This is a genomic window from Devosia polycyclovorans (assembly GCF_042181575.1).
Taxonomy (GTDB): Bacteria; Pseudomonadota; Alphaproteobacteria; order Rhizobiales; family Devosiaceae; genus Devosia; species Devosia polycyclovorans.
In genome coordinates this window covers 3,649,159-3,663,264 of sequence record NZ_CP170082.1, presented here as the reverse complement: position 1 = coordinate 3,663,264, position 14,106 = coordinate 3,649,159, and the positions used below count along the sequence as shown (strand labels likewise).

The window sequence follows — 14,106 nt, the reverse complement described above, 5'->3', positions numbered from 1 at the left end:
GCAGAGTTGTGGGGCAGGGGGGCCATTCTTTTGAAGCGGCACGGCGCCGGCCGACAAACCGCTCGCCTTATTCGTTCTCCGATTGGCCGATGTTGGCCAAAGGACAACGAAAATGGGTATCTCACAGATGACCCCGCCGCCAGAGGTCGGCCGGCTTGGAACGCTGGTCGGCAAGTCGGCGCCAAGCGGGCGCTCGAGGTCCGCCAGATCTGGGCAATCCGGTTCTTCCTGGATCGGGAGGGTCGCATGCGCGACCCAGCGCTGTTCGATCTGGCTTTCGATAGCAAGCTGCGCGGCTGCGACCTGGTCAAACTTAAGATCGGCACACTGGTGACCGGTCATGACATTCGCGCCCGGGCGATGGTGATCCAGCAGAAGACCGGTCGACCAGTGCAGTTCGAGATCACGAGTGATGCTAGAACAAGTTTGCTGGCATGGCTCAAGAGGCGAGGGGGCTCGGTTGAGGACTTCGCGTTTCCTAGCCGAGCTGATCCGAACGATCATCTAAGCACTAGGCAATATGCCCGATTGGTGGATGAGTGGGTCACCGCCATTGGTCTGCGCAAGGAGGAGTATGGCACGCATTCGCTGCGGCGTACCAAGGCCTCGCTCATCTACAAGGCGACCGGCAATCTCCGCGCGGTGCAGATCCTTCTGGGCCATAACAAGTTCGAGAATACGGTTCGGTACCTGGGCGTCGATGTTGAGGACGCGCTGGAACTGGCGGAACACACCGAAGTCTGAGGATCAGTGGCCCCGCCGCAGGTGAGGCCACACGAGAACACGCCGGCGGCTCACGATCCCGGTTCGATATCTGGAACCGGACGGTCAGCAGCCACATTGTCCGTCGTCAGAACATTTGGCACAACTCGCGGCGTAAATTAGCGGAGTGCGGGCCTCGTCCTGGGGATGATATTAAGCGGCGATCTTGCGGTGCAGCAAGCGCCGATGTTCGATGGTCTTCCGTTTGATCCTTTCGCGCTGTTTGATGATGGCATCGGCCCTGCCGAAGTAGGCGTCGGCGGGCGTCACGTTGTTCAGGCTCTCGTGGTAACGTCGGTGGTTATAATGCTCGACGAACGCTTCGATCTGGGCCTCAAGGTCACCGGGCAGGAAGTAATTTTCGAGCAGGATGCGATTCTTGAGGGTCTGATGCCAGCGCTCGATCTTGCCCTGAGTCTGGGGATGCATCGGAGCGCCGCGCACATGGCTCATTTTCCGGGCCTCGATATATTCCGCCAGTTCACCCGCGATGTAGCTCGGGCCATTATCCGACAGCAGCCGAGGCTTGTGCAGCACCGTTGCGCTGTCGCAACCCGAGGCCTCGAGCGCGAGGTCCAGCGTGTCGGTGACATCCTCGGCCCGCATGTTGGTGCACAGCTTCCAGGCGATGATGTAGCGCGAGAAGTCGTCGAGCACGGTCGACAGATACATCCAGCCCCACCCGATGATCTTGAAGTAGGTGAAGTCGGTCTGCCACATCTCGTTCACCCGGGTGGTCTTGGTGTGGAACTGATCGGCGGCCTTGATCACGATATAGGCCGGGCTGGTGATCAGATCATGGGCCTTCAACAGACGGTAAACCGTGGCTTCCGACACGAAGTAGCGCTTCTCGTCGGTGAAGCGCACCGCCAGTTCGCGCGGTGACAGTTCGCTGTAATCCAGCGCCATCTCGACGATCTGGTCCTGGATATCATCGCCGATGCGGTTCCACACACGGCTCGGCGCCGATGGTCGATCTTCCAGCGCCTCCGGCCCGCCTTCGAGGAAGCGATCATACCAGCGATAGAACGTCCGGCGGGCAATGCCCAACTGGTCCAGCGTGTGCCTGGCCGGCAGGTGCGACTGCTCGACGATCCGGATGATCTCGAGCTTCTCGGATGCCGGATACCTCATTCGTCGTCGCCCCCATCCGCGATCATGCTTTTTTTGAGCAGGCGGTTTTCCAAGGTCAGGTCGGCAACGCATTCCTTCAGGGCGCGGGCCTCGCGGCGCAGGTCATGCACTTCGCCGGTGGTCGCAGCGCGGGCGGTGTCTCCGGCGAGGCGCCGCTTGCCGGCCTCCATGAACTCCTTCGACCAGGTGTAATACAGGCTCTGGGCGATCCCTTCCTTGCGGCACAGCTCGGCAATGCTGTCCTCGCCGCGCAAGCCTTCCAGCACGATCCGGATCTTGTCTTCGGCCGAGAAGTGCCGACGCGTCGCACGCCGGATATCCTTCACCACCCGCTCCGCGGGAGCCTTGGAGGGCGATTTTTTCAAGGAGGATTTGGGCTTCATCTTCGTTCCTTCGTCACTACGACGAAGCCCAAATCCTCCTTAAATCACAACCTCAAATCTGTGCCATTGGTGCTGACGGCGGACAGTTCAAGCCTTCCTGCACGACTCTGAAGGCGCATGTCTTTAGCGCTTCACTAACAGGTTCGGGCACTTCCACCACGGACAGTTCTACATGGTTTCCGGTATGGGCCTGATGCCGCTCAACTGCCCGATGTATGGTTTCAAGAAGAGTCAGGCCGGCAATTTCCGGCAAGCTTAGTCCTGTCGCAATTGCGCGGAGTTCACCCAAAGCATTCTGGGTCATCTCTACGGCTGTCTCGATCTGTTGCTCTACGGCCTTTCTGTCTATTCCTGCCGTTCGAAGAATGCGCACTGCAGAGGTCATTTTGAGCGTAGAAAGCGTTAGCAACTGAAGGGGGCCGTCGTGCAAGTCCGAGCCGATCCGGCTCAAGTGGTGCTCAGTCTGAGTGCTTGCATTGAGACGGGCTTTGTCCGCAGCCAGGCGCAACGCTCTATTTTGTTGCGCCAGTCGGCTCTGCTGAACAATTCGAGACCGCAGTAGCTTCCGCTGCGCCACGATGGTTTGACTTGCCCGCCAGACGATCAAATAGAGACACCCGACAAGCCCTGTGGCCGCAGTTGCGACTACGAGCCAGGTCATCTGCTGGCTTTGATCCAACGCGTCCGAGAGCGCGTTACCGCGCTCGTAGGTTTCCGCAATCGCGAGGACCTCATCTGACCCGGTCCGAAAAAGAGGTGCATAAACCTCGACCAGCTTCTCTTGAACCAGGCGTTCATGGGCATGTTCAGAACGGTAGACGCTCTCGAATTGGGCCACGATCTTTCCCGCGGCGGCCTCGCGAACGTAGATAGGATCGAACAGCTGGCCGATCAGGTCGTGGTTGGTCGCGTAGAGTACAAGGCCGTCACTCCGCCAGATTTTGATCGATACGTAGAGATCCGCAAAGGGCGTCTCGCCCAGGAGCGCGTCAATCGCATTGATGCGTGCTTCGTCAAGGGTTCCGCCCGCCTCCAGATCTTGCACGAACGGCGCCAAGATGGTTTCCGCGAACAGGCTTGTCTGGACGCCCGTCGCAACCAGGACTGAATGCTTGATCTGGTGGCTGACCCAGCTCCCAAGAACCAGCATGGATGCAAAGATCGTTACAACGGAAGCGATGAAAAATTGCGCGGCGACTGATCTGAAAAGGATACCCCCTTTAGACCAAAGTCTAGTTCCAATACCGACCAAGGTCTCAACTCCGGATAGGTCCTTTTACAGACTAAATGACCTGACGATGTGCAGTATCGCTTAATTGCTGACAAGAGCAACACTGAACCCCAGCAATTCACAGTCGTGTCCGGCTCGAGCCCTGTCTCGGCGGTTTGGCTGTCGAAACAGGAGGGACAGATGGCGATCGAACTTAACCTCAATGACCTGCAATTCATTCTCAAGCAGATCAAGATTGGTGAGGCACATGCAAATGGTGCCGCGCTGACAGAGATCAGGATCGATCCTGCCTCCGGCGAAGTGATTACGGAAGGCGTCTTCTACGATGCAAATGGGGTCTTCACGGGTGACGCCGGTTGGCCGCGGGCCATTCCGGACACCAAGACCCCTTTTGGCATTCGGACGGTTGACGGGAGCTACAACAACCTGGTCGCTGGACGGGAACTCTGGGGCGCGTCCGACCAGCCAATGCCTCGCTTCCTGTCCCCGAACTACATGAACGATGCCGATGGCGACACGATGAATTTCGGCCCCGGAGGCTTAGTCACAAATACCGATTATAGCGTCCTCAACGGGGTCCCCGGCGCTGCCAATGGCGGAAATACCGGCAATGTGGCCGATGCGGATCCTCGCATTATATCCAATCTCATCGCCGACATGAGCATCAATAACCCCGCTGCAATATTTGCTGCGTTGGTTTTCGCCGGTTCGGAGGACCCTTATGCCGACCTCGCGGCATTACTGAGCGTACGCGGTGCCGGTGGCGCGGACCTGAGCACGTTGGAACAGGACCTGGCCGTAGCCGAAACGAATTTTCAGGCCGCGATGGCAGGTTATGATCCGCTGGACTCGACTACCTGGGATGCAATCCAGGATGCCGGTGCCGCCCTCACTATTGCTGAGCAAGCGCTTGCGAGTGCCCAGACTGCCTCAGCCGATCCGAATGGGGCATTCCTCGCGATGGCCCATGACATGGGTATTCTCGATGAAACAAACGGACTCATCATCCCCAACGTGGCCCCCGATGAAGGCATCTCCGCCCCCTTTAACGCCTGGATGACATTTTTTGGCCAGTTCTTTGATCATGGACTGGATCTGATCAGCAAGGGCGGCAATGGCACCATCTATGTCCCGCTCCAGAACGATGATCCGCTGGTGCTCGGTGCTGATGGCATCCTCGGTACCGCCGACGATTTGGCTCCACAACTGCGCTTCATGGCGCTGACCAGAGCCACGACGGTTCTTGATGAAAACGGTATCCCGACGCAGAAAAACGTCACCACACCGCATGTTGACCAAAACCAGACCTATACGTCACACGCTTCGCATCAGGTGTTCCTGCGCGAATATGTGATGGGCCCAAATGGTCCTCTCTCGACGGGACGACTGCTTGAGGGCCAACAGGGTGGGCTGGCAACCTGGGGCGACATCAAGGAACAAGCCCGGAGCTTGCTCGGGATAGAGCTGGACGACCGCGACGTGCACGCTGTTCCATTGCTTCGCACGGACGCATATGGCGAATTCGTCCGGGGTCCGAACGGATTGCCCCTGATCGTGACCAACATCGGCCTGGATGGTATCCCCAATACTGCCGACGACACGACGATTGAGGGGAACCTCACGACGCCCGTAGCCACGTGGGACGTCGCCGTGAAGATCTCCAACGCATTCCTGGATGACATCGCACACGATGCCGTGCCGGTGTTCGTGGACCCTGACCGTAACCCTGCCACACCCAACAGCGTCTGGACTTCAGCAGACGCGGATGGGGACACCGGGAATGCTCAGGCTCTCAACGCTTTTGGCGTTCGCACTGAATACGACAATGAACTGCTCGATCGTCATTTCATCACTGGCGACGGACGCGGCAACGAAAACTTTGGTCTGACCGCGGTCCACCATGTTTTCCACTCCGAACATAATCGCCAGACCGTAGTCCAGAAGCTCAAAATCCTTGAAGAAGGCGATCTTGCTTTTGTTAACGACTGGCTGGTGACCGACCTTACCGCCGACGAACTGGCCAGCCTGCATGCCTCTCTGGATGCGGCCGTCGACAAGCACGCCTTTATCAACGGGCTGACGCTTGCGTGGGATGGCGAACGTATCTTTCAGGCGGCCCGCTTTGCCACCGAGATGCAATATCAGCACCTGGTGTTTGAAGAATTTGGTCGCAAGATTCAGCCGGCGATCGACCCCTTCGTTTTCAACTCCGTCACTGACATCAATCCGGCAATTTTCGCTGAGTTTGCGAATGTGGTTTACCGGTTTGGCCATTCGATGCTGACTGACAGTCTGCCGCGCGCGTTTTATGATCCACTCGGTACGGCCGACACCGCCTTTCTCAATACAGTCGATAGCGGCTTGATCGCGGCGTTCCTCAACCCGGTGCAGTATGACAACGATGGTGGCATATCCAGTGAAGCAGCGGCGGGCGCGGTTGTCCGGGGGCTGACGAATGTGCGCGGCAATGCGATCGACGAGTTTGTCGTTGATGCCTTGCGCAATAACCTGCTTGGACTGCCACTCGACCTCGCGGCAATAAACATTGCTCGCGGTCGAGACACCGGAATGCCGACCCTAAACCAGGCACGCGAACAACTATTCTCTGCCACGGGTCATAGCTTCCTAAGACCCTATAACAACTGGGCCGACTTTGCGGTGGGCCTAAAAAACCCGCTCTCCGTCGTGAACTTCGTCGCCGCCTATGGCACTCATAGCCTGCTTTTGGCAGCAGACACCCTTGCAGAGAAGCGCGAAGTTGCAATGGAACTGGTGTTCGGTGTCGATGCCGCCGGCAACGCAACTGACATCGCGGACCGCAACTCCTTCATCAACGGCACGGGCACCTTTTCCGGCAATCTGGGCGGCCTGAATGACGTCGACTTGTGGATTGGCGGCCTTGCCGAGAAGATCTTGCTGTTTGGCGGCATGCTTGGTTCGACATTCACCGCAGTGTTCGAAGCGCAAATGGAGGCACTGCAGGATGCGGATCGGTTCTACTACCTGACGCGCACGCAGGGCTTGAATTTCCTGGACGCACTGGAGAATAACGCCTTCTCCAAAATGATTATGGCCAACACGGACCTGACCGAACCCGGTCCAGACGGCATTCGCGGCACCGCTGATGACGTGATCCGCCATCACATCGGCATCGACTCGTTCGCAAAGTATGACCTGGTGCTGGAGGTCAACCAGAACTACCAGCAGGACTATAACGGCATTGATCCTGGCAAGGACCCCAACGACATCGATGCCGTTTTGGCCGGTCTAGGCTTCACCCAGGTTGGCCGGACCATGCCAGCCGCCTTTCAGGCCTACTACGACAATTATCTCCGCTACATTGGCGGCGAGCATGTCGTGCTGGGCGGCACCTCAGCGAATGATGTGTTGATCGGCGATCTCGGCGACGATGCGATCTGGGGCGATGCCGGCAACGACTATATCGAGGGTGGCCAAGGTGTCGACCTCATCATGGGCGGGGCGGGCGACGACATAATCCTCGATGAGGGAGACGAAGGCGACTTCATCAAGGGTGACGCCGGTGACGACGTAATTGCCAGCTCCAACGGACTCGACGTCCTGATGGGCGGCGAAGGCAAAGATGTTGTCTTCGCCGGAAAGGACGATACCGAAGTGTTCGGCGGTGAAGGCGATGACTTCATCCTCGGCGGGGATGGTGCGGACTTCTTGCTCGGCAATGAAGGGGATGACTGGATAGAAGCTGGCGGGGGGTTCGACACCACCGCGGGTGATAACTCCGAACTATTCTTCAACTCGACAATTCTTGGTCATGACGTGATGTTCGCCGGCTCGGACGAGCACGACTTTGACGCCGAGTCGGGCGACGACATCATGGTGCAGGGCGAGAGCGTCATGCGCAATGAAGGCATGTTCGGCTTTGACTGGGTCAGCTACCAAGGCGCCACATTTGATGCCAATGCCGACATGCGCATCCGCATTTTCACTACCGAAGAAGCGGACATACTGCGAAACCGTTTTGACAAGGTCGAGGCACTCTCTGGCGGCGATGGCAACGACACGCTGCGCGGTGATGATCGCGTTGCTGGCACTCCCCCAGCCATACCTACGGTCAACAACACTGAAACCCTGTTCTTCAAGGACGAGCTCAGCCAGGCTGGCCTGGATCGCATCGAAGGTCTTCGCGAGCTCTTGGGCAACCTGGTGTCCAATGTCCCGGTAGGAACCAGTGAAGACATAGTAGCCTTCACCGGTGGCAATATCTTGCTTGGCGGTGGCGGGAGCGACATCCTTCAGGGCAACGGTGGTGACGACTTCATCGACGGAAATGCTCGCCTCAACGTGCGGATCCGCCTGACCGATCCGGGCGCTGAGAACTCAGCTGCAAACGAGATCGCAACTATCTACACGCTCAAGCATGTGTTCACCGCCGTTGATGCGGTTGAACCGACCTGGATCGGCAAGTCACTGTTCGAACTGCTGGTTTCACGGACGATCGTGCCCAGCCAAATGCACATCGTACGCGAAATCATCGCGGATGACGGTGCCGTCGAGGACGTCGACACCGCTGTTTTCAACGACAACTTCCTCGCCGATGATGGCACGGAAAACTATACGGTCACCCTCAACGGGGATGGTTCGGTTACGGTCGCTCATGTGAATGTTACCGCCGATATTGATCCGGTGACCGGTCGTCGGCTGATCTCGGATGGGGTGGACACTCTTCGCAACATCGAGCGACTGCAATTCCGGGACCAGACCATTGTGCTGGCCGATCTTATCAACCAGCCAGCACAGGGTGCACCGGTCATCAGTGATCTAACGCCGACCGAAGGTCAGCCGCTCACCGTTGATGTGTCCTCAATCACCGATGCGAATGGCGTGGGCCCACTCAGCTTCCAGTGGCAGGTATCCGCCGATGGGGTCAACTGGGCAAACGTGCCGGCTCTTCTCGGTGGCAACAGCCCCAGCTTTACGCCCACCGATGCTGATCTGGGCTTTTTGGGTAATGCTGCCAATGCCTTTGCAGGAATGCAAGTGAGGGTTGCGGTCAGCTTTACGGACGGAGGTGGCAATCCGGAAACACTGGTCTCTGACGCCACGGCGCCTGTGGGGGCTAACTGGGCGCGCGGCCTACTTGTTCCGAGCCCCTTTAATGGCACCGCCGGAGACGACATCGCAAATGGGTCCGGGGCCGCTGACGTCCTCAATGGTGCCGCGGGCAATGATATCCTTAACGGCAATGGTGGCGCCGATACTCTCAACGGGGGCTCCGGCGATGACATTTTGACCGGAGGGACCGGCAACGACACGGTCAATGGAGGCGACGACAACGACACCATCATCTGGCGAACTGGCGATGGCCGCGATCGTATCGACGGCGGCGCAGGCAACGATACCATTGTTATAACGGGCAACGCCGGCGCCGAGACCTTCCGCATCTATACAAGGGCTGAAGCAGTTTTGGCTGGCATGACTGGCCTGGCCGCTACCACCGAAATAGTCATCACCAGGAACGGCACCAATAATGCATCCATTATCGCCGAGCTCGACAATATCGAGGAGATTGTGGTCAACACGCTGGAGGTGTCAGCCAATGACGGCAACGGCGTACCAAATGGCGGCGCGACCGGCGGTGACACAGTCCTGGTGATCGGCAACTTCCTCGGAACGAGCCTTAACTTTTCGACTATTACTGTCAACGGCAGTGCGGCGGATGACACCGTCGATTTCTCGGCCCTGTCTTCAGCGCACCGCATAGTATTCCGTTCCAATGGCGGTAACGACACCATTGTCGGCACGGTCCGGCCGCAGGACGTTATCGAACTTGCACCGGGTGAAGATGTCTCGGACTACACCCTCGTTGACAATGGCAACGGCACCCAGACCTATTCGAACGGCACACATTCAGTGATGTTCACCGGCTCGGTACCCCCCCAGTTCCAGAACGGCCCTGGCAACAGTGGCAACTTGCTGGACGACGAGGATATCGAGGACTTGCTCGACATGGTGCGAGACCCAGCCTTCGACAGGAACTCGTCCGGCTATGGCAACAATGTCGACAACCCGACCTGGGGAGCGGCCGATCATCGATTCATTCGCCTGACTGACGCTTACTTCACCGATGGCGCTACCGGGATCCGGCAGACGGCGCTCACCCCGCGCGAAATTTCCAATATCCTGTCCAACCAGGACAATGATGGGGATGGCATCGAGGAAAGCATTGTCAATGCCTTTGGCGGCACCAGCCTGCTGACCTTCTTCGGCCAGTATTTCGACCACGGTCTCGACTTCGTGGCCAAGGGGCAGCCTGGTTCGGTCTACATCGGCAATGTTGGTCCAGTACCGGTCAATGCCCCGCGATCCAATATCGTCTTGGGTACAGGTGTGGATCCGGACGGCATTCCCAACAATGGGGATGAGGTCCCGGCAGAGTACATCAATCATGCCTCGCCCTATGTCGACCAAAACCAGGCCTACGGGTCTCATGATGCCATCACCGACATCTTGCGCCGCTGGGAAGTCGGCAGCGATGGTGGACCCGTCCAGACCGCCTATCTACTGACCGGCGACGCGGACTCGACAGGCTACATGCTTTTGCCCACGCTTGCTCATATCCGCGACAATTTCCGGCTCATGACCGGAGGCGGCGAGCTGACCTCGGACGATGTCGGGAACTACCAGGGCACCGGGCAGCCACTGTTGATCGATTTCATTCCGAAATTCGTCACATTGCCCGATGGAACAGAGTCCAATTATCTCGACCTCGACCAGATCGGCCACTACTTCGTGGCCGGCGACGGTCGCGCCAATGAAAATGTGATGCTGACCTCGATCCACACGATCTGGCACCGAAATCACAATTTCTGGGTCGACGAGCTGAAGGCCCGCACCAACAACGAGTGGACTGAACAGGAATACTTCGAAGCGGCTCGTATCCGGAACATCGCAGAGTACCAGCGCGTGGTGTTCACCGAGTTCACCACGGCAATGGCCGGCGGGTTTGGCGACAGCGACGACAATGAGCACGGTTTCGAGGGATACGACCCGACCATCGACGCTTCGATTTCGGTCGAGTTTGCCCAGGCGGCGTACCGCTTCGGCCATTCCATGCTCAACGAGACCGTAAGTTACGTCGATGAGAATGGTGCGCTCCAGGAAGTCTCCCTGGTTCAGGCCTTCCTCAGCCCGGCCCAGGTGGTCAATCTGGGCGTAAGCAACCTGCTGGCAGGCGCGATTCAGGTGCAGCATCAAGCGATTGACGAGGATGTGGTCAACGCACTGCGCAACCAGCTCGTGGGCCGGCCGCTCGATCTGGCCGCACTCAATATCTTCCGCGGCCGGGACATGGGCGTTGCGCCGTTCAATGTAGTGCGCTCGCAACTGTACGAGCAGACGCATCTGAGTGCCCTGAAACCCTATACCGGCTGGGCGGACTTTGCTCTGCGCAATGGCATCTCCAACGTGATGCTTGCCAAGCTCCAGCAAGCCTATCCCGATGGGTTCGACTCCATGGATTTGTGGGTCGGAGGTCTGCTTGAAAAGCCTGTGGCTGGCCAACTTGGTTCGACCTTCGGCTACATTTTCCTTGAGCAGCTCAACCGCCTGCAACATGGCGACCGTCTCTACTATCTGGAAATCTTCGATGACTCCCTGTTCCGTGAGGAGAGCAACGTCACCTTTGCCGACATCATCGCCCGCAACACAGGACTGACGGGTCTGCCGGACAACGTCTTTGATCTTGATGGCTCGAATGCACCGGACGACGATGACGACCATATCTTCAATAGTCTGGATGCAGACGACGACACCGCTGGCCAGGATGGCCACGATGACGATGACGATGACGATGCCGTTGGTCAGGATGATGACGACCTCGAGGAAGACTTCGAAGACGATGACGATGAGGGCGACGAAGATGAAAGCGGCACTGACGGTTCAGGTCTAGTCGCTCCCGTGATCGGGACGCCCGCTGGTGGGGTCCTCATGGGAACATCGGGGCCGGACCTGATCTTCGGGATGAGCGGAGTCGATTTCGTCATTGCCGGAGCTGGTGCAGATATCATCAGGCTTGGTGATGGCGACGACTTCGCCGACGCTGGCGCAGGCAACGATGTCGTCTGGAGCGGCGCAGGTGATGACGACGTCCTGGGCGGCGACGGCAACGACATGCTCTATGGCGAGGCCGGCGATGATTGGATTTCTGGCGACGCTGGCAATGACATGATCGACGGCGGTGCCGGCAACGACGAACTATACGGCGGCTCCGGCGACGACAAATTCATCGGCCGCATCAATGACGGGGACGATCTGATTGATGGCGGGGCGGGCATCGATACGCTCGATCTCGGCTCAATGACCGAAGCGGTCCATGTGAACCTGGGTACAGGCATAGGTGGTAGAGGCCATGTGACTGGCAGCCAATCGGGTACTGATACGCTCTATGGTGTAGAGAATGTTACGACCGGCTCCGGCAATGACACCATCATCGCCAGCAACGCGGTTAACATCATGGATGGCGGCGCTGGAGAGGACGTATTCGTGTTCGGTAGCGCCGCGGCCGCCGACGGCGACACCATCCTCAACTTCGAGGCGGGCGACAAGATAGACCTGTCCGGCATGCTAGCCGGTGGGACCTCCTTCTCGCTGGTGAACGGCGCTCCTTCTGCTGGTCAGATCGCGCTAAGCCACGAAGTGCGGGAGGACGGCGAATACACCGTGGTGACCGGCAATGTCGATGGGGGCGATGCCGACTTCCGCATCTCGATAACCGGCAATCACAACCTGACATCCTCAGACTTCAATCTCTAGATGTCCTTGCCCGATCGGCGTCCCGCCGGTCGGGTTTCTTGCATTTGAAGGGGTCGGAAAATGGCCAAGCCAACGTCTGGTAAGGCTCTCGCAGAGCGCCGCAATGACGCGATGCTCAAGCGAGAGTTCAAGGGAATTGGAGTCTTTCTGTTCTGGATCTCGGGCATCATCAACGTGCTGGCGCTCACCGGCTCGTTTTACATGCTGCAGATTTACGACCGGGCGCTCACGAGCGGATCTGTGCCGACATTGGCCGCGCTTTCGGTCCTGGCGTTAGGACTTTATCTCTTTCAGGGCGTTTTCGACATCATACGATCTCAACTGCTGGTGCGCATTGGGGCGAAGATCGATCGTATTCTCTCCCCGATTGCTCATCGCGTCAGCGTTGACATGCCTCGTTTTGGCTTCTCCTCGGCTGAAGCATTGGAACGCGGTCGAGACGTGGACACACTGCGCACCTTCATGGGAAGTCAGGGGCCGGTAGCTCTGTTCGATCTGCCCTGGGTGCCGCTCTATATACTCTTCGTCTATTTCCTGCATCCTGTACTGGGTGCAGTAACCCTGGGCGGAGCAGTATTGCTGACCCTTTTGACTGTCTGGACAGAACTCAAGTCCCGCCAGCTCGCCAATGCCGTCCACCAGGCGAACATAGCGCGTAGCGCGATCGCCGATTCCAACGCTCGCAACTCCGATATCATTAAGGCGATGGGCATTCAGGATCGTGCCGTCCATCGTTATACCCAGGCCAATTCCGAACACTTGGTCCTGCAGACGCAGGTGACCGACATTACAGGCACTTTCAGCGCCATCTCACGTGTGCTCCGGATGCTCCTGCAATCGGGCCTTCTGGGCTTGGGTGCCTATTTCACCATCCAGGGCCAGATGTCAGCGGGCGCCATTATCGCTGTCTCAGTCGCGGCCTCTCGAGCGCTGGCCCCTATCGACATGGCCATCGGCAACTGGAAGGGAATGGTGACGGCCCGTCAGGCATACAAGCGCCTGCGTGAAACCATGGTGGCCCTGGCAGATCTGCCCGAGCGCATTGATCTGCCGGCCCCCAAAGAGTCACTGCGGGTTGAGAAGATCACTGTAGCAGCTCCGTCCTCAGGCCAGGTCCTGCTTTCCGAAGTGAGCCTGGAGGTCAAGGCCGGACAGGGCTTGGCCATTATTGGCCCGAGCGGGGGTGGCAAGACGACACTGGTTCGTGCCTTGACTGGCATATGGCCGGTGTTGCGCGGCTCGGTGCGCCTGGACAATGCCGACCTGCTTCAGTGGAAGGAAGAGGTCCTGGGGCGCTACTTGGGCTACCTCCCCCAGGAAGTGGCGCTGATGGACGGCACTATTGTGGAGAACATCTCGCGCTTCGCGCCCAAGCGCGACGGTAAGGGTGTGGTAGCCGCCGCAATGGCCGCGGGCGTTCATGAGCTGATTGTGCGCCTGCCTGATGGCTACGATACTCCGCTCGGGTCCCAGGGCACCGCCCTGTCAGCCGGACAGCGCCAGCGCATTGGACTGGCCCGCGCGCTCTACGGCGATCCCTTTGTGGTGGTTCTTGATGAGCCTAACGCCTTTTTGGACACCGAGGGAGAGCAGGCCCTGAACAAGGCGATTGCCGGCATCAAGAAGCGGGGTGGCATTGTCATCGTTGTCGCCCATCGCCCCAGCGTACTTGAGCAGATGGATCTCGTCGCCGTTGTGCAGGCGGGCAAGCTGACAGCATTTGGCACCAAGGCGCAGGTTCTGGGGGCACAGCAGGCGCCCGAACGAAGCAAGCCGAACCTGCAGCCGGTGCGGGCAGCGGAGTGA

The 14,106-nt window shown here is 58.5% G+C and carries 5 protein-coding genes; 3 read left to right on the top strand and 2 right to left on the bottom strand.

Features of this window, described 5'->3' with window-relative positions; translation table 11 throughout:
• The first annotated feature begins 81 nt into the window (after positions 1-81).
• Positions 82-744 (top strand): tyrosine-type recombinase/integrase, encoded by a 663-nt coding sequence (locus tag ACE4RL_RS18165; RefSeq protein ID WP_375600317.1) that lies wholly within the window; start codon positions 82-84, stop codon positions 742-744.
• 171 nt (positions 745-915) lie between these two features.
• On the opposite strand, the gene ACE4RL_RS18160 is transcribed toward ACE4RL_RS18165, so the two are convergent.
• Positions 916-2,279 (bottom strand): IS3 family transposase gene (locus ACE4RL_RS18160; RefSeq protein WP_269372447.1). Its coding sequence is split into 2 segments (ribosomal slippage): positions 916-1,929 and positions 1,932-2,279, totalling 1,362 coding nucleotides; the frame shifts between segments, so codons are not numbered across the junction.
• Positions 2,280-2,331: 52 nt separating this feature from the next.
• On the bottom strand, positions 2,332-3,429 hold the full coding sequence (locus ACE4RL_RS18155) for a sensor histidine kinase (protein WP_375598495.1): 1,098 nt from the start codon (positions 3,427-3,429) through the stop codon (positions 2,332-2,334).
• A gap of 261 nt (positions 3,430-3,690) precedes the next feature.
• On the opposite strand from ACE4RL_RS18155, the gene ACE4RL_RS18150 reads away from it, so the two are divergent.
• Entirely contained in the window at positions 3,691-12,300 is an 8,610-nt protein-coding gene (locus ACE4RL_RS18150; RefSeq protein ID WP_375598494.1) for a peroxidase family protein, read from the top strand.
• Positions 12,301-12,360: 60 nt separating this feature from the next.
• Complete coding sequence (locus ACE4RL_RS18145; RefSeq protein ID WP_375598493.1) at positions 12,361-14,106, top strand: type I secretion system permease/ATPase; 1,746 nt, start codon at positions 12,361-12,363, stop codon at positions 14,104-14,106.

Bases quoted from the DNA above. Each gene is read 5' to 3' on its own strand.
- ACE4RL_RS18155 (WP_375598495.1), bottom strand. From the start codon at position 3,429: ATGCTGGTTCTTGGGAGCTGGGTCAGCCACCAGATCAAGCATTCAGTC.
- ACE4RL_RS18150 (WP_375598494.1), top strand. From the start codon at position 3,691: ATGGCGATCGAACTTAACCTCAATGACCTGCAATTCATTCTCAAGCAG.
- ACE4RL_RS18145 (WP_375598493.1), top strand. From the start codon at position 12,361: ATGGCCAAGCCAACGTCTGGTAAGGCTCTCGCAGAGCGCCGCAATGAC.